The sequence below is a fragment of the Micromonospora sp. NPDC049645 genome (genome assembly GCF_040675155.1).
Lineage (GTDB): Bacteria > Actinomycetota > Actinomycetes > Mycobacteriales > Micromonosporaceae > Micromonospora.
Map to the genome: position 1 here is coordinate 302,669 of NZ_JBFAOI010000008.1, position 18,551 is coordinate 321,219.

Genomic DNA, 18,551 nt, shown 5'->3' on the forward strand with positions numbered 1-18,551 from the left:
CCGCGCCCGCGCGCCCCGCCCCGCACCCCACCCCACCCCACCCCACCCCAAGATCGTGCTCGATCCTGGATGTAGTGGCCTCGATCGGGTCGGACACCACTACATCCATGTTCGAGCACGATCTTGACCCCGCGACGGTGGCGATCATGAGGTTGCCGAGCCGTTCAGTCCGGCTTGCCACCCGTCAACCTCATGATCGACGGGGTGGGCGACGGCGGTGGCGGGTGGTGCGGACGAGGACGGTCAGGAGCAGGGCGGTCATCGCCAGCGCGCCGGGGGCCTTGGTGAAGCGGGCCAGGTTGGTGCCGTCGGGCAGGGCGAGGAAGGCTGCCGCCGCGACGGGCAACGCGAACCAGGTCGTCCGGGCGGCGGTGAGCGCGAGCAGCGCCAGCGGCCAGGTCGAGTACCAGGGGTGGAAGACCGGGGACAGGACCACGGTGGCGACCAGCGCCAACGCCGCCCCGTGCAGCGCGATCCGCGAGCGCAGCACCCCGACCCGCGCCACCTCAACCTGAGCCCACGCCGCGTCAGACCGCGCCGCGTCAGCCCGCCCCACCTCGGTCCGCGCCGGGTCGACCTGTGCCACCCGCGGCCGAACGTGGTCCGGGTCGCGTAGGGTCTGCCAGGTCCGCCACCAGAGGACTGCCAGCACCGCGACGAGCAGCAGCAGCGCGATCGTCCGGACCACCGGCACCGCCTGCGGGTCACGTCCGAACAGCGCGCCGGCGTAGTCCATCACCAGGCCGACGGCGGTGGGTGGCGACGTCCACTGTTCGGAGTCTCCGCTGTGGGTGAGCCCACCCACCCAGCCGAACCCGAGGCCGGACGCCGCCGAGGTGACCAGCAACGCGGCGAGCAGCCCACCGGCCAGCCATCCGCCGTCGCGCAGCAACGCCCGTACGGTGTGCCGGCCCTGCACGGCGGCCAGCGCGGCGAACGGCGCCACCACCACGGCGCTGGCCTTCACCGTCACCGCCAACCCGAGCAGCGCCCCGGCGAGCAGCAATGCGACCGGCCGACCCGGTCGGCGGACCACGATCAGCAGCCCGCCCAGCAGCAGTCCCAGCATCACGGCGTCGTTGTGTGCGCCGGCCACCAGGTGTACGCCGATCAGCGGGCCGGCCAGCGCCAGCCAGGACGCCCGTCGTGCCGGCGCCCCGGCCGCCCGCGCCAGGGCGGGTAGGCAGAGCGCGGCCAGCAGCAGCCCCGCCACGGCGATCACGCGCAGCGCCACGATTGTGCCGGTGAGGCCCCCGCCGAGGCCGACCGCCAGTGCCGCGAGCAGGACGAACACCGGTCCGTACGGCGCCGGGGTGTCCCGCCAGATCGGCGCCACCGCGTCCACCCACGGGCAGCCCGCCGCCGCCACCCCCACGCTGTACGGGTCGACGCCGTGCGCGTACGTCCAGCCTTGGCAGGCGTACGAGTAGACGTCTCGGCTACCGAGCGGCGGCGCGACCAGCAGCGGCAGCGCCCACAGCGCGGCGGTGACGTACGCCCAACGGGTCGACGGGGCGCCTTCGCGCAGCGACCACCACGCCCCGACGAGCAGCGCGGTGCCAACCAGCCAGCAGGTCAGGGTGGCCGGGCCGCCCGGGGCTCGCCAGATCGACGCCGGTGTCGCGCCGAACGGGGCGTCGGGCAGCGCCCCGCCGAAATATCCGGCCACGGCGAGCAGAACCGCCCCGACCAGACCCACGTACCGGGCGGAGCGCGCCACCCGATCCACGTACCGCGCGGAGCGGGCAACCACCTGCTCGGGGGGCCTGCCGGGAGCGGTCACCGGCGCACCTTCCCTCAGTCGGCGGCGACCGGTTGACGGGCCGCCCGAGCCGACCGTACCAATCGGATGACCAGCACGATCACCAACAGTGTCATCAGCGGCGCCCCGACCGTCTTGGTGTAGCGGGGCAGCCCGGTCCCGTCGGGCAGCACCAGGAACGACGCGACCAGGGCGACGACGGTGAACCATCTGGTCCGCTGGGCGGTGGCCGCCAGCACGAACAACGGCCAGGTCCAGTACCAGGGGTGCACCACGGGAGCGAGCGCGACGGTGAGGGCGAGGGCGAGGCCGGCGTGGTAGAGCGGGTCGCGGGTGCGGGCCCGCCACCAGAGCAGGACGAGCAGGACGGCCAGGACGACCACGGCGATCCCGCGGGTCACCGGCAACGCGTCGATGTGACCGCCGAACAACGCCGGGACGTAGCCGATGGTCTGCCCGACGGCGGTCGGCGGGGAGGTCCAGGCGATGGCGGCGCCGCCCTGGGACAGCCCACCGACCCAACCGAAGTCCAGCCCACCGGCGACGGTCACGCCGACGACGCTGGCGATTGCGCCGCCGACCACCCAGCCGCCGTCGCGGATCAGCGTGCGGATCGAGTACGGCCCTGCGGTGGCCGCCAGCGCGGCGAACGGCACCACCACCACGGCGGTCACCTTGATGGCCACCGCGACGCCGAGGAGCAGCCCGCCGACCAGCAGCATTCCTCGCCGGCGCGGGTGTGCTGCCACCACGGCCAGCCCACCGACCAGCGCGGCGAGCATCAGCACGTCGTTGTGCGGACCACCGATGAGGTGGGCGGCGACCAGGGGGGAGCCCAACGCCAGCCACACGGCCCGCTTCGCCGGCACCCCGGCCCTACGGGCCAGCACCGGTAGGGCCCACGCGGTGAGCAGCACGCCGACGAGCGACAGGGCGCGGAACACCACGATGCTGGCGGTCAGTGACCCGGTGGCCTTGACCACGGCGCCCGCGATGAGCACGAACAGCGGCCCGTACGGCGCCGGGGTGTCGCGCCAGATGACCGAGACCGTGTCCAGCCAGGGGCAGGGCAGCGCGGAGACGCCCTGCTCGTACGGGCTGATGCCACCGACGAAGCTGGCGCCCTGGCAGGCGTACGCGTAGACGTCCCGGCTGCCGAACGGCGGCGCGATCAGCATCGGCAGCAGCCAGAGCCCCACGGTGACCAGGGCCCACCGCGTCGACGGGCCCCCGTCGCGCAGGGCCCACCAGGCGTACGCCATCAGGCCGGTGCCGACCGCCCAGGCGGCGAGGATCAGCGGGCCGTGTGGGCCCTGCCAGATGCTGACCGGGGTGCTGCGCAGGGGGCCGCCGGGGAACGCGCCACCGAGGAAGGCGGCGAGCGCGAGCAGCATCGAGCCGGCGAGGCCGGTCCAGCGCGCGAGGTGGGAGGGCACGCCGGACATGCTGCCAGCCCGTCGGTGGGAGGCCGACGGCAGGCACGGTCAGCAGTGTCGCGCCGGTGCCAGCCCGCTGGAGATCGTGTAGTCACCGGCGGTGCGGACGCGCACCTCGGTCCACCCGTCTGCGCCCGGGCGCAGACAGCCGTCCGGGCCGTTCAGCGAGAGCCAGCGTGACCAGCGCACCCGGACCGGTACGTCCCCGGGCGTGGCGGTCAGCCGGACCGCGCCGCGCTCGGCGGCGACGAGCCGGCCCGGGGCGCCGACCAGCGGGGTCGGGTCGACCACGGCGTACATCCGCCAGGTCTGGTCACGCCAGACCTCCCGCAGGTACGGCAGGCCGGCGCGGATCAGCGCGGCCTCGTCGCGACCCCACTTGTCGGCGGGCGCGTCCGGGGCGAGCACCACGTAGCTCACCGCCTCGTGGCGTAGCCACCGCTCGTAGGTCTGCGTGCTCAGACTGCCGTCGTAGAACAGCGCGTTGCGGTCGCTGTCGACCTGGCGTTCCCAGCCCCGGGCCAGTGGGACGGTCGGCGGCAGGTACGCGGACTCCCAGTGGTCGCGCAGCGGCACCACCTCGACCCGCCCGACCGGCTGCCGCCGGTCGAGTTCCGCGATGAGCGGCCGGTAGAAGCTCGCGGCGCTCTCCGGGGCGCCGGCCCGGGTCACGTCGCTCGTCATCACCGGCGACTGCCACCACACGGTCGCGGCGAGCAGCCCGGCCAGCCACGGCCCCGGCAGCGCCGCGTACCCGGCGAGCACGGGCAGGGCGAACAGCATCGGCAGTCGCAGGGCGTTGGACCCGATCGGGCTGGGCACGTAGTACGCCCCGACCAGGAGCAGCACGGTGAGCAGCGCGCCGACGCGCAACACCCGGCGGCGGCGCGGCAGCACGGCCGCCACCAGCACCGCGAGCGCGACGTTGATGCGCATCGACTCGGCCGAGTACGGCTGGGTGCCACCGTTGCCGAAGAGCAACGCGATCGGGGCGAGGGTGACGGCGGGCGCCACGGCCAGCACGAACCCCTCGGTCAGTGGTCGCTCGGCCCGCAAGCCTGCGAGCAGCGGGCGGCCCGGCCCGGCCCCGGTTCGCAGGGTGGACAACAGCAACGCCGCGCCGGCCAGCCCGGTGAACAGGCCGGCGACCGGGCTCGCCGCCGTCGCCAGGGCCGCGCAGCCCGCGGCGAGCGTCAACCGAACCGCGCGCGGTGGGCGTTCCGCGCTGACCGCGCAGAGGGCCAGCAACCCGAACGTCAGCCCGACCGCGAAGGTGATCCGTCCGCTCGCCAGGTTGCCGACCAGCACCACCGCGCCGAGGACGCCGGCCAGCAGCGGCCGGCGGGCCCGGTTGCGGGTGAACAGCCAGCCCAGCGCGGCCGCGCCGACCACGGCGGCGAGGGCCCCCAGCGGCCGCACCCCGATGAGCGCGCCCAACCGGGCCGTGAACAGGCTGTAGCCGTACTGGTTGACGCCGCCGTACCAACCGAGGTCGATCGGCGCGGCGCCGTACCGCTCGGCGAACCCGGCACGGGCCACCTGGGCGGCGAGGTCGGTGCCCATCGGCGGCGCGAGGAGGAACGCGACGGCGAGCACCACCGCCACCCCGCTGGCCGCCGCCCAGCCGAGGTGCGCGCGTGCCGTGCGTTGCCCGACCGGGCGCGGCGACGCGTCAGGCATCCAGGACCCGTTCGGCTGCGGCGCGGGAGCGGCGGCCGGTGCGCAGGTACTCGTCGAGGAACTCGCCCGGGTCGTCGCGGCCGAGCAGCCGGACCACCCCGGCCAGCTCCACCCCGTGCCGGGGCAGCTGGTCACCGGCCCGGCCCCGGACCAGCATCAACGCGTTGCGGACCTGCGCGGCCAGGGCCCACCCGGCGGCCATCTCCGCAGCGTCCGCCGGGTCGATCAGGCCGGCCCGCTCGGCCGCCGCGAGGGCGTCAAGGGTACGCGTGCCGCGCAGCGCCGGGTTCGCGCCGGCGTGCCGGAGCTGCACGAGCTGCACCGCCCACTCGACGTCGGCGAGCCCGCCGCGACCCAGCTTGGTGTGGGTGGCCGGGTCGGCGCCCCTCGGAAGCCGCTCGGTCTCCACCCGGGCCTTGATCCGCCGGATCTCGACGACCTGCTCGCGGGTCAGCCCGTCGGCCGGGTAGCGCACCGGGTCGATCATCGCCTCGAACTCGGCGCCCAGGTCGGCGTCGCCGCAGACGAACCGGGCACGCAGCAGCGCCTGCGCCTCCCACACCCGCGACCAGCGGGCGTAGTACTGCGCGTACGCGGCGAGGCTGCGGACCAGTGGACCCTGGCGGCCCTCCGGGCGCAGGTCGGCGTCGACGCCCAGCGGCGGGTCGGGGGCGGGCACGCCGAGCAGCCGGCGCAGTTCCTCGGCGATCGCGTGCGCGGCGGCGCTGGCGGCGCTCTCGCTGCTACCGGCTGGAGGGTCGTAGACGAAGAGCACGTCGGCGTCGGAGAGGTAGTTCGACTCGTACCCGCCGAGCCGGCCCATGCCGATCACCGCGAACCGCAGCCCGGCCGGTGCCGGCTGACTGGCCTGAGCGGCCCGCAACGCGGCGGCCAGGGTGGCGTCGGTGACGTCGGCGAGCGCCGTACCGACCTCGGTGATGTCGGACAGCCCGGGAGCCGGCCGGTTCGCGCCGTCCGGCCGGGTGGGGCTGGGTGCGAGCGCGCCCGCCCGGCAGAGCACGTCGGCGCAGGCCACCCGGACCAGTTCCCGTCGGCGCAGCGCGCGCACCGCCCGGGTGGCCTCCACCGGGTCGGTGTGCCGGGCCGCCGCCGCCAGGAACCCCTCCCGCAGCACCTCGCGGGAGCGCGGCGCCAGCTCGTTCTCCTCGGCCAGCAGCCGCAGCGCCTCCGGGTCACGGGCGAGCAGGTCGGCGACGTACCGGGACAGGGCGAGAACCCGGGACAGCCGGCGGGCGACCGGGCCGCCGTCACGCAGCAGCCGCAAATACCAGGGGGTGCTGCCCAGCTTGTCGGAGACCTTCCGGTAGTTGAGCAACCCCCGGTCCGGCTCCGGCGCGTCGGCGAACTCGCTGAGCAGCACCGGAAGTAACGTGCGCTGGATGGCAGCCGTGCGACTCACCCCGCCGGTGAGCGCCTGGAGGTGTCGCAACGCCCCGGCCGGGTCGGCGAAGCCGAGGATCTCCAGGCGGTTTCGGGCCGCCTCCGGGGTGAGCCGCAACCCGTCGGCCGGCACCCGGGCCACCGACTCCAGCAGCGGCCGGTAGAGCAGTTTGGCGTGCAGTCGGCGTACCTCGGTGGCGTGGGTGACCCACTCGGCCCGGAAGCTCTCCACGGCGCTGCGTCCCGGCGCGGCCGTGAAACCCAGCGCGGCGGCGAGCCAGCGCAGCGCGCCGGGCTCGGCGGGCACGGTGTGCGTCCGACGCAGGCCCTGGAGTTGCAGCCGGTGCTCGACGCTGCGCAGGAAACGGTAGCCGCGCAGCAGGGCCTCGCCGTCGGCCCGGCCGACGTAGCCGCCGGCGACGAGCGCACGCAGGGCCGGGATGGTGCCCGGCGGGCGCAATGTCTCGTCCCCGCGACCGTGCACGAGTTGCAGCAACTGGACCGCGAACTCGATGTCGCGCAGCCCACCGGGGCCGCGCTTGATCTCGCGCTCCAGCTCCTTCGGCGGGATGTGGTCGATGATCCGGCGGCGCATGGCGCGGACGTCCTCGACCGCCTCGGGCCGCTCGGCCGCCCGCCAGACCAGCGGCGCGAGCTGGTCGATCCACTCCTGGGCCAGCGGCAGGTCACCGGCGGCCGGGCGGGCCTTGAGCAGCGCCTGGAACTCCCAGGTGCGCGCCCACCGTCGGTAGTAGGCCAGGTGGCTGGCGAGGGTCCGCACCAGCGGGCCACGGCTGCCCTCGGGGCGCAGCGCGGCGTCCACCGGCCAGGCGACCAGCCCGCAGATGGAGATCAGTCGGGTCGCCACCAGGGTCGCGGCGGACAGGTCGGCGTCCTCGGCGGCCACGAAGATGACGTCCACGTCGGAGACGTAGTTCAGCTCCCCGCCGCCGCACTTGCCCATCGCCACGACCGCCAGCCGGGGCCGCTCGGTGCCCTCCGCCAGCTCCGTGACCGCGATCTCGTACGCCGCGGACAGCGTGGCGTCGGCCAGCGCGGACAGCGCGGCCATGGTCTGCTCCAGGCCACGCCCGCCGGTCAGGTCGGCCGCCGCGATCCGCAGCAACGCCAACCGGTACGCGGTCCGCAGCGCCGCCACCGGGTTGCCCCCGTCAGTGGGCTCCAGCCGCCCCTCGGCGGTCGGGGCGAGCCCGTCCGGGGCGGTCCGCAGCGCCCGGTAGTGCTCGGGGTGGGCGACCAGGTGGTCGCCGAGCGCCGACGAGGCACCGAGCACCGCGATCAGCCGCCGCCGCAGGCCGGGGTCGGCGTGCAGGTCCGCGAGCAGCGGCGACTCCGTTCCCTCCGCGGTGCCGCGGCTCTCGGCCTCCACGATGCGGTGCAGCTGGCGCAGCGCCAGGTCCGGGTCCGCGGCGCGGGACAGCGCGGCGAGCAACTCCCCCGCCGGCTCGTCGACCGGCTCCTGCTCGTCCGGCCGCCACAGCCGCAACCCGTCCGGGCCGAGCAGGTCCGCGGCGCGCGCGCCGCCGTCGCCCTCGGCGGTGCCGAAGCCGTAGCGGGCGAGCCGCCCCGGTGCCCTGGTCGGCCGGCTCATCAGTGCCCGAGCAGCGGCAGGCCGCGCCGCGTCGTGCTGTCGTCCAGCTCACCGAGGGCCAGCGCGGCGAACCGGGCGGCGAACGGCTGCCAGACCTCCTCGACGTCGGCCAGCACCGAGGCGCAGGCCGCGACCACCAGCTCCGGGTCGTAGCCCAGCTCGGCGAGTTGGGTGGAGTCGGTGGCCCAGTCGGCGATCATCGCGGCGTCGCACTCGATGTGGAACTGCAAACCCCACGCCCGGTCACCGAGCCGGAACGCCTGATGCGGGTAACGGGTGGACGCGGCCAGCAGGGTTGCACCCCGGGGCAGCTCGGTGATCTCGTCGGAGTGCCACTGGAGCACGTCCGGGATCAGCGGCACGTACCGGAACAGCGGGTCGCCCTCGGCGGCGTCTCGCCGGCCGACCACGCCGGGACCGATCTCCGGCCCGGACGGGCTGCGCTCCACCAGCCCGGCGTGCGCGGTGGCGAGCAGCTGCGCGCCCAGGCACACGGCCAGGGTCGGCACCCGGTGCCGGACCGCCTTGCGCAGCAGGCCCTCCACGGCGGGAAACCAGGGTGCGCCGGGCGAGCCGTCCGGCAGCGGGTACGCCTGTTGGTCGCCGCCGAGCACGACCAGGGCCGCGTACCCCTCCAGGTCGGCGGGGAGTTCGTCGCCGGCGTGCGGGCGAACCACCCACAGCTCCAGCCCAGCCTCGGTCAGCCACTCACCCAGCCGGCGCGCGTCGTCCGTCGGGTCGTTCTCGATCACCAGCGCGGTTGCCACCCGTCGAGGCTAGCCGGTACGCCGTGCGGTGCCACGCCCCGGCACACGCTCGCGTGAGCGGACCTCCGTCGCCCGCGCGGTGACCCTGGCGGCGGACCCGCAGCGGCTCAACTGACCCGCAGCCCGTCGATCAACCGGGACAACGCCGCCTGGGTGGCGCCCAACTCGGCCGGGTCCGTCGATCCGGCCAGCCAGAGCGCCGCCTCGTTCATCGCGCCGGAGAGCAGGTGGGACAGTGGTGCCACCGGCTGCGGGGTGATCATGCCCGCCGCGATGACGTCGGCGAGCGCGTCGGCCAGGTGGCGACCCGAGGCTGCCTCGTCCAGGGCCCGCCACTCGTGCCAGCCGAGCACGGCGGGTCCGTCGATCAGCATGATCCGCTGGAATTTCGGATCGGCGCTGGCCGTGAGGAACGCCTGACAGCCGGCGGTGAGCCGGGACCAGGGGTCCGGTTGGGCATCGGCGGTGGCGGCGACCCGGTCCCCCACCTCCTGCTGCACCTGGGTCAGCACGGCCTGGAACAGCTCGACCTTGCTCGCGAAGTGGTGGTAGAGCGCACCCGACCATCCCCGCGGCTACCGGAAGCCGGTGCAGGGGCTGCTGCTGAACCTTGAGGTCACCGACGTCGACGCGGAGTGGGAGCGGCTGGTCGTCCACGGCGGGCTCCACCCGGAGCTGACGCTGCGCGACGAGGACTTCGGCCAGCGACACTTCATCCTCGCCGACCCGGCGGGCGTGCTGATCGACGTGATCACGCCCATTCCGCCGACCCCGGACTGGGCCGAGCGGTACGCCGACCAGTGATCTGCCGGCACGGCTAAGCTCTGCCGCTGTGCCCGACCACCACGACCTGACCGCTGCCGTCCGCCCACCCGTGCTGCGCCCGGGTGACACCGTGCTGCTGGTGTCGCCGTCCGGGCCGACCTCGCCGGAGCGGGTGGCCCGGGGCGTGGAGTTGCTCACCGGCTGGGGCCTGCGCCCGGTGCCGGCGCCGAGCGCGTACGCCCGCCACGGCTACCTCGCCGGCACCGACGACCTGCGCGCCGCAGACCTGAACGCGGCCTTCGCCGACCCGGAGATCCGCGGGGTGATCTGCACCCGGGGCGGGTACGGCGCGCAGCGGATCGTGGACGCCATCGACATGGCCGCCGTCCGCCGTGATCCGAAGGTGGTGGCGGGCTTCTCGGACATCACCGCGTTGCAGTTCGCGCTCTGGCGGGGTGCCCGCCTGGCCGGGGTGCACGGCCCGGGGGCGGCCTGGCGCGACGAGCGGACGCCGCTGCGTTCCGCCGAGTCCCTGCACGCGGCGCTGATGACCACCGAGCCGGTGTCGATCACCGCGGTCCCCACCGAGGAGACCTTCGGCGTACGCGTACCGGGTCGCGCCACCGGCACACTGCTCGGCGGCAACCTGTGCATGATCGCCGCGTCGATCGGCACCCCGGACCTGCCCGACCTGACCGGTGCGGTGCTGTTGATCGAGGACGTGCAGGAGCCCCCGTACAAGGTCGACCGGATGCTCACCCACCTGCGCCGGGCCGGCGCGCTGGACGGACTGGCCGGCGTGGCGGTCGGGCAGTTCACCGACTGTGCCGACGGCTGGGACACCACGGTGGTCGACGTCCTCACCGAACGCCTCGGCGACTTGGGCGTACCGGTGCTCGGCGGCCTCCCCATCGGCCACGGCCCCAACCAACTGACCGTCCCCGTAGGCACCGAGGCCACCCTCGACACCACCACCGCCACCCTCACCACAACCCCCGCCGTCCAATAACCCCCCACCTCACCCCACCCCACCCCCACTCCTCACCCGCCCCACCCGCCCCACCCGCCCCAGCCGGTGATCAAGAGGTTTGCGTCATTTTCCGGGCGGATCCTGACGCAAACCTCTTGATCAACAAGGATGGGAGGTGGGGGGGCGGGGTGGGGTTCAGGGGGTGGGTGGGGTTAGGTGGGCTACCGCGCCGACTTCCAGGGCGGCCCAGATGCCGGTGGGGGTGCGGGTGATGCCGTGCGGTTCGGCGTTCGGGGTGGGGAGGGCGTAGCCCTCGATCCGTCCGCCGGGATCAAGGTGACCGATCCGGTTGGCACCCCACTCGGTGAACCAGGCGCCGCCCGCCGGGTCGGCCACGATCGCGTGCGGACGGGCCGCGCGGTCCGGGAGCGGAAACTCGACGATCTGACCGTCCGGGTCGATCCGGCCGAGCTGACCGGCCCCGATCTCCACGAACCAGATGACGCCGTCGCCGCCGAGCGTGATGCCGACCGGGCCCGCGTTCGCGGTGGGCAGCGGGTGCAGCGTCACCCGGCCGTCCAGGTCGATCCGGCCGATCGCGTTCGCCTGGTTGAGGGTGAACCAGAGAGCCTGGTCCGCGCCGGCGGTGATCATCGAGGGGAATCCGCCAGTCACCGGCAGCGGGAACGCGCTGAGGGTGCCGTCGGTGTCCAACCGGCCGATCGTGTCGGAGGTCATCCCGGTGAACCAGAGCGCGCCATCCGGCCCGGCCGCGATCCCGCCCGGCCCGGTGCCGGCCGGCAGGGCGATGGTGCGCTGCTCGCCGTCGACGGTGATCCGACCGATCCGGTCGTCCCCGGAGCGGGTGAACCAGAGCGCGCCGTCCGGGCCGGCCGTGATGATGAGCGGGCGACCGCCGGCCGGATCCAGCGGGTAGGTGCGGACCGCGCCGTCGGGCGACAGGCGGGCGATTCCGCCGGCGTGGGCCAGCGTCAGCCACAGCGCGCCGTCCGGGCCGGGCGTGATGCCGTACGGCCCGACGCCCGGCTCGACGAGCGGAATCTCCCGGATCTCGACGGTCATCCCGAGCTGCCCCTCCCCATCGGTGGATCGTCAACCCTGACCGCCCGGCCAGGATGGCACAACCGATTTCGCCGCCCGTCGGCCTCGATTGTCAGCTCGCTGACAGGGTCGCCACGGCTTCCGCCCAGACTGCCCGGTCACCGTCGGTGATGACAGTGCAGAAGGACCGAACCTCTGGAGGACAGCATGTCCCGCACCATCCGTAGGAAACACCTGCTGGCTGGCCTGGCCACCGCCGGCGTCCTCGGCGTCGGGATCGCGGCCCCGACGATCGCGTTCGCCGCCGACACCCCGACGCCGACACCGAACGCCAGCACCGCCCCGGCTCCGGGCGCGGCCCCCGGCGCGAAGGCCGACCGGCAGAACGAGCTCGCCGAGGCACTCGCCAAGGAGCTGGGCGTGCCCACCGACAAGGTGACCGCCGCGCTGAAGAAGGTCCGCGAGCAGCACCGGCCGGCCGACCGACCGCAGCGGCCGTCCGCCGAGGACCGGAAGGCCGCGCTCAAGGATCGGCTGGACCAGGCGGTCAAGGACGGCAAGCTCACCCAGGAGCAGGCCGACGCCATCACCAAGGCCGTCGAGGCCGGCGTCTTCCCCGGGCCCGGCGGCCACCGCGGGCCGGGCGGTCACGGCGCACCCGCAGGTACCCCCGGCAAGTGACCCGGCGGGGCAGGTCCGGGCCTCCCCCGGGCCAGCCCCGGCGTGATCCACTCCGTTTCCCTGATGTCGCGGTGTCCGGCGCACCCGGACACCGCGACATCCTTGAAACCCGAGTCGATCACCGGCCCGGAGGGCTCGCCGACGCCCGGAGGGCTCGCCCGCCCCGGGGGCCGCCCGTCAGCTCTGCTGGGGCGGGGGCGAGAAGACGCCCAGGCGATTGCCGGTCGGGTCGAGTAGGTGGGCCAACGTGAGACCGCTCGGAGTCGTACGCGCCGGCACCAGCACCCGGCCGCCGGCCGCTTCGGCCCGTCGGCAGGTCTCCGCCACATCGGCGACTTCGGCGTAGAACACCGCGTAGTTCGGCGACGTCCCGTCGGTCGCCCGGATCGCCCCGCCGATCCCGGTGTCGCCACCAGCCCCGGTCACCCGGTAGGAACCGCCGTTGGCCGAGCCCTGCTCCTCGAAGGTCCAGCCGAACAGCTCGCCGTAGAAACGCTCCGCATCCTCTGGCCGGTCGGTGCCGATCTCGAACCAGGTGATGGGCGTCGTGGACCTGGACATTTGTTGCCTCCAGAATTTCCGTGCCGGCCGTTCGGCCGTCGTCTGGAGCAGTCTCGACGCCGTTCGCGACAGCGTCCTGTCGGTGTTTCCGGGTCACCTGGCCGGGTTTCGCCGACGAGGCGCCCGCCGAGGCAGGCGTCTCAGACCAGGCTCAGCGGACGGACCCGTTCGTGCGGGATGTCGAGATCGGTCAGGCGTAGCTCCCGGGCCACCACGTCGGGCAGCGCCCGGACGCTGCGGATCCGGTCGGTGCGGAAGCAGCGCGGCTCCTCGCGCAGCCGGCACCAGGCCACCAGGTACCAGTGTCGGGAGTTGCCGAGGTAGCCGAGCGGCTCGACGTCACGGGTCGAGTCTGCGCCGGAGCGGTCGGCGTACCGGATGCGCAGCACCCGCCGCGCGGTGACCGCGTCGGCGACGCTGGCCGGGACGGGCGTGGCCGGCCCGTCGCCGATCAGGTGCACCCGGCCGGCGAGGCGGTGCGCCTCGGCGGCGTCGGCGGCCGGCAAAACCGCCACCAGCTTGCGCAGCGCGGTGCCGGCCGGCCCGGCGAACGGGGTACCGGCGAGCCGGTGCAGCGCCACCGCCATCGCCACCGCCTCCGCGGCGGTCAGGTTGACCGGCGGCAGGGTGCGGGCGCGGTCCAGGACGTAGCCGCCGGTGCGCCCGGGCTCGGCCCAGATCGGCACCCCGGCCTCCTGCAACGCGCCGAGGTCCCGTTCGATGGTCCGGCTGCTCACCTCGAAGCGCGCGGCCAGCCAGCGGGCGCTGCGCGGCCGCGGTGACACCGCCCGCAGCTCCTCGACCAGCGCGTAGAGGCGATCCGTGCGGTTCATGCCCGGCACGCTAGGGCCGGGGTACGACGTCCGGGGCGACCGCCCGGACGCGAGCGCCCCGGCCAGCCGCCCTCAGGCGATGCAGGCGCAGACGATCAGCGCGGCGCCGAAGTGGGTGGCGGCGCTGACCCGGGCCGCCGGGTGCGGCTCGGGCGAGCAGATGACCTCGCCGAGCTTGCCCGGGGTGAGCAGGTCCAGCACCACGAACGCCAACGCCATGATGCCCAGCCCGAGCAGACCGAAGACCACGGTGGAGGCGAGCCCCTTACCGAAGTCGCTGTAGCTGGTCAGGATCGCGGTGAAGACGATCCCGGCGATGCCGAGCTGGTTGGCGGCGAGCAGCAACCCCGCGTTGGCGTTGCGGTCGACCCAGATCAGGTCCCGTAGCCGGCCCGGGGTGAGCACGTCGACGAGCCCGAAGCCGGCCGCCATGAGCCCGACGCCGACGATCCCGAACACGACGCTCTGCCAGGCACCGCTGAGCAGATCCTCCAGCACCGACTGCCTCCCGAATCTCCGCCCGGAAGGGGTACCGGCGCGGTGATCGAGACGATAGCGGCAGCGCGCAATCGCGTCAGCCCCTGCGCCTACAGCGCCAGGTAGCGCTGCCGCTCGTACGGGGTGACCTCACGGCGGTACTGCTCCCACTCGGCCCGCTTGTTGCGCAGGAAGAAGTCGAAGACGTGCTCGCCGAGCACCTCGGCGACCAGTTCGGAGCCGGCCATCACGTCGATCGCCTCGGCGAGGTTCTCCGGCAGCGCCTCGTAACCCATGGCGCGCCGCTCCGCGCTGGTCAGCGACCAGACGTCGTCCTCGGCGCCGGGCGGCAGCTCGTACCCCTCCTCGATGCCCTTCAGGCCGGCGCCGAGCAGCACCGCGAAGGCGAGGTACGGGTTGGTGGCGGAGTCCAGTGAGCGGACTTCGACGCGGGCCGAGTTGGGCTTGCCGTACGCGGGCACCCGGACCAGCGCGGACCGGTTGAGGTGACCCCAGCAGACGTACGCCGGGCTCTCGGTGATCCGGTCCGGCAGGGCCTGCGGGAAGAGCCGCTTGTACGAGTTGACCCACTGGTTGGTGACCGCCGTGTATTCCCGGGCGTGCACCAGCAGGCCGGCGATGAACGACTTCGCCACCTTGGACAGCTTCATCGGGTCGCCGCTGTCGTGGAAGGCGTTGCGCTCGCCCTCGAACAGCGACAGGTGGGTGTGCATCCCGCTGCCCGGCTGGTCGGTGAACGGCTTCGGCATGAAGCTGGCCTGCACACCGGTGGAGAGCGCGACCTCCTTGACCACGTGCCGGAAGGTCATGATGTTGTCGGCGGTGGTCAGCGCGTCGGCGTAGCGCAGGTCGATCTCCTGCTGGCCGGGTGCGACCTCGTGGTGGCTGAACTCCACCGAGATGCCGATCCGTTCCAGCGCCAGCACGCCCTGGCGGCGGAAGTCCCGTGCCACGGCGTGTGTGGTGTGCTCGAAGTAGCCGCCGGTGTCGACCGGGGTGGGCACCGAGCCGTCCTGCGGGCCGTTCTCCAGCAGGAAGAACTCGATCTCCGGGTGGGTGTAGAAGGTGAAGCCCTTCTCGGCTGCCTTGGAGAGCGCGCGGCGCAGCACGTGCCGGGGGTCGGCCCAGGACGGCCCACCGTCGGGCAGCAGGATGTCGCAGAACATCCGGGCGCTCTCGCCGCTGACCCCGCCCTCGAAGGGGAAGACCTGGAAGGTGGTCGGGTCCGGCATGGCCACCATGTCCGATTCGAAGACCCGGGCGAAGCCCTCGATCGCCGAGCCGTCGAAGCCGATGCCCTCCTCGAAGGCCGCCTCCAGCTCGGCGGGGGCCACCGAGACGCTCTTGAGCGTGCCCAGCACGTCGGTGAACCACAGCCGGACGAACCGGATGTCCCGCTCTTCCAGCGTCCGGAGGACGAACTCCTGCTGACGGTCCACTTCCCCAACCCCTCGCGACACTCTTTTGTCCGCCTTGGTCGGGCTGCACCCGACCTGATCGCCCAGTGTTCCCGGGCCTGGTTACGCAGACGTTACGCGAACTGCCGCCGGTCGTCCCCTCGTGTCCCGCCCGGCGAGCGCCCGCGTCCCAGCGTGGTCGTCATCTCGTCGGAGGGTACGGATTGTTCCGAGCGGCCTGGGGCAAGATGAGGACATGCCCACCCTGCGTCTCGCCCTGTCCCAGGTCAACCCGAGCGTCGGCGACCTCGCCGGGAACGCCGACCTGGTCCGCAGCTGGACTCGCCAGGCCGCCGATGCCGGTGCCCAGCTGGTGCTCTTCCCGGAGATGATGGTGACCGGGTACCCGGTCGAGGACCTGGTCTTCCGGCGCTCCTTCGTGGCCGCGTCCCAGGCCGCCGTGCAGCGGCTGGCCGCCGACCTGGCCGCCGACGGCCTCGGCGAGGTGCCGGTCGTGGTCGGCTATCTGGACGCCGACGGGCCGCCGCAGGTCAGCGGGGACGCCGAGCCGGGCCGGGGGGCCCGCAACGCCGCCGCGCTGCTGCACCGGGGGGTCGTGGCCGCCCGCTACTTCAAGCACCACCTGCCCAACTACGGGGTCTTCGACGAGGACCGGTACTTCGTCTCCGGCGACGCGCTGACCGTGGTGCGGATCGGCGGCGTGGACGTCGCGTTGACCATCTGCGAGGACCTGTGGCAGGCCGGCGGTCCGTTCGCCGCCGCCCGCCGGGCCGGCGTCGGCCTGGTCGTCAACATCAACGGCTCGCCGTACGAGCTGAACAAGGACGACATCCGGCTGCCGCTGGTCCGCCGCCGGGCCGCCGAGGCGGGCGCCACCATCGCGTACGTCAACATGACCGGTGGTCAGGACGAGCTGGTCTTCGAGGGCGACTCGATGATCGTGAGCGCCGACGGTGAGTTGCTCACCCGGGCCCCGCAGTTCGTCGAACACCTGCTCGTGCACGACGTCGAGCTGCCGGCCGCCGCCACCCCGCCCACCACCGAGACGGTGGCGGACGGCATGCGGATCGTGTACAGCACGCTTGACGACATTCCGCCCGCACCGTCCGGCCCGGCCGCCGTGGGCGGGCTGATCGAGCCGGTTGCCGACGAGGCCGAGGTGTGGCAGGCGCTGGTGCTGGGCCTGCGCGACTACGTCAACAAGAACCGGTTCCCGTCGGTGGTGCTCGGTCTCTCCGGCGGCATCGACTCGGCGGTGGTGGCCGCGTTGGCCGTCGACGCCCTCGGGCCGGACCGGGTGGTCGGGGTGTCGCTGCCCAGCCAGCACTCGTCGGAGCACTCCCGGGAGGACGCCGCCGAACTGGCCAAGCGCACCGGCCTGGACTACCGCGTGGAGCCGATCCAGCCGATGGTGGACGGCTTCCTGGCCAACCTGTCGCTGTCCGGCGTGGCCGTGGAGAACCTCCAGGCCCGGGTCCGTGGCGTGATCCTGATGGCGCTGTCGAACCAGGAGGGCCACCTGGTGCTGACCACCGGCAACAAGAGCGAGCTGGCGGTGGGCTACTCCACCCTGTACGGCGACTCGGTGGGCGGCTTCAACCCGGTCAAGGACGTCTGGAAGACGCTGATCTGGCGGCTCGCGAAGTGGCGTAACAGGGACGCGGCCCGCCGCGGTACGACCGCCCCGATCCCGGAGAACTCGATCGGCAAGCCGCCGAGCGCCGAGCTGAGCCCGGGGCAACTCGACAGCGACACCCTGCCCGACTACGACGTCCTGGACCCGATCCTGATCGGTTACGTCGACGGTGACCTCGGCCGCGACGGGCTGGTCGAGTCGGGCCACGACCCGGCGGTGGTGGACAAGGTGCTGCGGCTGGTGGATACCGCCGAGTACAAGCGACGGCAGTCGGCGCCGGGCACGAAGATCTCCATGAAGGCGTTCGGCCGGGACCGCCGTCTGCCGATCACCAACCGGTGGCGCGAGCACGGCTGAGCCGTACCCCCTGGGGCGTCGGGTCGGTGACGCGGCCCGGCGCCGCCGCGCGGTGACCTCGCGGCGGCGACGCCGCGGCCCTCGCCCGAGGTGGAGTGACATCTTGCACTGGGCCCTGCCGTCACCCCGTCTCGCGGTGCGACGATCGCGACGGAACCCGGGGACCGCGCAGGCGGCCTCGAGGAAGGGAGACAGAGATGGTGGAGTCCACTGGACACGAGGTGACCGCGTTGTACGGCGGTCCGGCCACCCGGCGGGTCCGTACCCGCGACCTGATGGCCGCCAAGGAGCGCGGCGAGCGGTGGCCGATGCTCACCTCGTACGACCAGTACACGGCGTCGATCTTCGACCAGGCCGGTGTCCCGGTGCTGCTGGTCGGCGACTCGGCCGCGAACAACGTGTTCGGCTACGAGACCACCCTGCCGATCACCGCCGACGAGTTGCTGCCGCTGGTCCGGGCCGTGGTGCGGGCGACCCGGCAGGCCCTGATCGTCGGTGACCTGCCGTTCGGGTCGTACGAGGAGGGTCCGGCGCAGGCGCTGCGCACCGCCGTCCGGTTCATGAAGGAGGGTGGCTGCCACGCGGTGAAGCTGGAGGGTGGCCGCCGCAACGCGGAGCAGATCGCCGCGATCGTCGGTGCCGGCATCCCGGTGATGGCGCACATCGGCTTCACCCCGCAGAGTGAGCACACCCTGGGCGGCTACCGCGTGCAGGGTCGCGGCGACGCCGCCGACGAGGTGCTCGCCGACGCGCGGGCGGTGGCCGAGGCGGGCGCGTTCGCGGTGGTGCTGGAGATGGTGCCCGGCGAGGTGGCCAAGCGGATCACCCACGAACTGGCGATCCCCACGGTGGGCATCGGCGCGGGCCCGGACACCGACGCGCAGGTGCTGGTCTGGCAGGACATGGCCGGGCTGCGGACCGGAAAGGCGCCGCGCTTCGTCAAGCGGTACGCGGACCTGGCCGGTGCCCTCACCGACGCCACCCGCCAGTTCGCCGACGAGGTCCGTGGCGGCGAGTAGGCCGTACCCCTGCTGCTCCTGCCGCTCTGGGCCGGGGTGACCGTGGGCGGGCTGCTCGCCCCGACGGGGGAGCGGCTGGGCCGCCGAGGGTAC

General features: G+C 73.8%; 16 protein-coding genes. 5 read left to right on the forward strand and 11 right to left on the reverse strand.

All coding sequences use genetic code 11. The features are described 5' to 3' along the window. Window positions 1-190: 190 nt before the first annotated feature. The 6 genes from mptB (AB0J33_RS20325) to AB0J33_RS20350 form a co-directional block, all read right to left on the reverse strand. Window positions 191-1,753 (reverse strand): polyprenol phosphomannose-dependent alpha 1,6 mannosyltransferase MptB, encoded by a 1,563-nt coding sequence (gene mptB, locus AB0J33_RS20325; protein WP_363615581.1) that lies wholly within the window; start codon window positions 1,751-1,753, stop codon window positions 191-193. 44 nt (window positions 1,754-1,797) lie between these two features. After that, window positions 1,798-3,198, reverse strand: a complete 1,401-nt coding sequence (gene mptB / locus AB0J33_RS20330) for a polyprenol phosphomannose-dependent alpha 1,6 mannosyltransferase MptB (RefSeq protein ID WP_363615550.1) — start codon at window positions 3,196-3,198, stop codon at window positions 1,798-1,800. A 48-nt stretch (window positions 3,199-3,246) separates the two neighbouring features. Beyond that, the gene (locus tag AB0J33_RS20335; RefSeq protein WP_363615551.1) at window positions 3,247-4,878 is read right to left on the reverse strand and encodes a hypothetical protein; all 1,632 of its coding nucleotides are present in this window, start codon (window positions 4,876-4,878) and stop codon (window positions 3,247-3,249) included. Continuing rightward, window positions 4,871-7,891, reverse strand: a complete 3,021-nt coding sequence (locus tag AB0J33_RS20340) for a bifunctional [glutamine synthetase] adenylyltransferase/[glutamine synthetase]-adenylyl-L-tyrosine phosphorylase (RefSeq protein WP_363615552.1) — start codon at window positions 7,889-7,891, stop codon at window positions 4,871-4,873. Before AB0J33_RS20340 ends, AB0J33_RS20335 begins: the two co-directional genes overlap by 8 nt. Next, entirely contained in the window at window positions 7,891-8,658 is a 768-nt protein-coding gene (locus AB0J33_RS20345; protein ID WP_363615553.1) for a type 1 glutamine amidotransferase, read from the reverse strand. Before AB0J33_RS20345 ends, AB0J33_RS20340 begins: the two co-directional genes overlap by 1 nt. Before the next feature lie 107 nt (window positions 8,659-8,765). Continuing rightward, entirely contained in the window at window positions 8,766-9,170 is a 405-nt protein-coding gene (locus tag AB0J33_RS20350) for a hypothetical protein (RefSeq protein ID WP_363615554.1), read from the reverse strand. Window positions 9,171-9,246: 76 nt separating this feature from the next. Here AB0J33_RS20350 and AB0J33_RS20355 point away from each other — a divergent pair, with 76 nt between their 5' ends. Continuing rightward, window positions 9,247-9,462 carry a hypothetical protein gene (locus AB0J33_RS20355; RefSeq protein ID WP_363615555.1) on the forward strand — a complete coding sequence of 72 codons (216 nt, stop codon included), beginning with the start codon at window positions 9,247-9,249 and terminating at the stop codon, window positions 9,460-9,462. A gap of 28 nt (window positions 9,463-9,490) precedes the next feature. Beyond that, window positions 9,491-10,432: an LD-carboxypeptidase gene (locus tag AB0J33_RS20360; protein WP_363615556.1), complete on the forward strand. Its 942-nt coding sequence runs from the start codon at window positions 9,491-9,493 to the stop codon at window positions 10,430-10,432. Between the two features lie 156 nt (window positions 10,433-10,588). Here the strand turns inward: AB0J33_RS20360 and AB0J33_RS20365 are convergent, their stop codons facing one another. Further along, on the reverse strand, window positions 10,589-11,476 hold the full coding sequence (locus AB0J33_RS20365; RefSeq protein ID WP_363615557.1) for a virginiamycin B lyase: 888 nt from the start codon (window positions 11,474-11,476) through the stop codon (window positions 10,589-10,591). 186 nt (window positions 11,477-11,662) lie between these two features. Here AB0J33_RS20365 and AB0J33_RS20370 point away from each other — a divergent pair, with 186 nt between their 5' ends. Then, window positions 11,663-12,136 carry a hypothetical protein gene (locus AB0J33_RS20370; RefSeq protein ID WP_363615558.1) on the forward strand — a complete coding sequence of 158 codons (474 nt, stop codon included), beginning with the start codon at window positions 11,663-11,665 and terminating at the stop codon, window positions 12,134-12,136. A gap of 177 nt (window positions 12,137-12,313) precedes the next feature. On the opposite strand, the gene AB0J33_RS20375 is transcribed toward AB0J33_RS20370, so the two are convergent. From AB0J33_RS20375 to glnA, 4 genes are all read right to left on the reverse strand, one after another. Continuing rightward, the gene (locus AB0J33_RS20375; RefSeq protein ID WP_363615559.1) at window positions 12,314-12,697 is read right to left on the reverse strand and encodes a VOC family protein; all 384 of its coding nucleotides are present in this window, start codon (window positions 12,695-12,697) and stop codon (window positions 12,314-12,316) included. Between the two features lie 140 nt (window positions 12,698-12,837). Then, window positions 12,838-13,530, reverse strand: a complete 693-nt coding sequence (locus tag AB0J33_RS20380) for a WYL domain-containing protein (RefSeq protein WP_363615560.1) — start codon at window positions 13,528-13,530, stop codon at window positions 12,838-12,840. A 72-nt stretch (window positions 13,531-13,602) separates the two neighbouring features. Next, a complete protein-coding gene (locus AB0J33_RS20385; RefSeq protein WP_363615561.1) occupies window positions 13,603-14,028 on the reverse strand; it encodes a DUF350 domain-containing protein in 426 nt (141 codons plus the stop codon). Window positions 14,029-14,117: 89 nt separating this feature from the next. Further along, window positions 14,118-15,467 (reverse strand): type I glutamate--ammonia ligase, encoded by a 1,350-nt coding sequence (gene glnA, locus AB0J33_RS20390; RefSeq protein WP_363615562.1) that lies wholly within the window; start codon window positions 15,465-15,467, stop codon window positions 14,118-14,120. Between the two features lie 214 nt (window positions 15,468-15,681). Between glnA and AB0J33_RS20395 the strand changes: the two genes are divergently transcribed. Then, window positions 15,682-17,439, forward strand: a complete 1,758-nt coding sequence (locus AB0J33_RS20395; protein WP_363615563.1) for an NAD+ synthase — start codon at window positions 15,682-15,684, stop codon at window positions 17,437-17,439. Between the two features lie 197 nt (window positions 17,440-17,636). Next, on the forward strand, window positions 17,637-18,458 hold the full coding sequence (panB, locus tag AB0J33_RS20400; RefSeq protein WP_363615564.1) for a 3-methyl-2-oxobutanoate hydroxymethyltransferase: 822 nt from the start codon (window positions 17,637-17,639) through the stop codon (window positions 18,456-18,458). The last annotated feature ends 93 nt before the right edge of the window (window positions 18,459-18,551 follow it).

What these genes read in the sequence shown, in the direction of transcription:
- AB0J33_RS20375 (WP_363615559.1), bottom strand. Translation starts at nt 12,697, where the DNA reads ATGTCCAGGTCCACGACGCCCATCACCTGGTTCGAGATCGGCACCGAC.
- AB0J33_RS20370 (WP_363615558.1), top strand. Translation starts at nt 11,663, where the DNA reads ATGTCCCGCACCATCCGTAGGAAACACCTGCTGGCTGGCCTGGCCACC.
- AB0J33_RS20395 (WP_363615563.1), top strand. Translation starts at nt 15,682, where the DNA reads ATGCCCACCCTGCGTCTCGCCCTGTCCCAGGTCAACCCGAGCGTCGGC.
- AB0J33_RS20380 (WP_363615560.1), bottom strand. Translation starts at nt 13,530, where the DNA reads ATGAACCGCACGGATCGCCTCTACGCGCTGGTCGAGGAGCTGCGGGCG.
- panB (WP_363615564.1), top strand. Translation starts at nt 17,637, where the DNA reads ATGGTGGAGTCCACTGGACACGAGGTGACCGCGTTGTACGGCGGTCCG.
- AB0J33_RS20340 (WP_363615552.1), bottom strand. Translation starts at nt 7,891, where the DNA reads ATGAGCCGGCCGACCAGGGCACCGGGGCGGCTCGCCCGCTACGGCTTC.
- AB0J33_RS20335 (WP_363615551.1), bottom strand. Translation starts at nt 4,878, where the DNA reads ATGCCTGACGCGTCGCCGCGCCCGGTCGGGCAACGCACGGCACGCGCG.
- AB0J33_RS20365 (WP_363615557.1), bottom strand. Translation starts at nt 11,476, where the DNA reads ATGACCGTCGAGATCCGGGAGATTCCGCTCGTCGAGCCGGGCGTCGGG.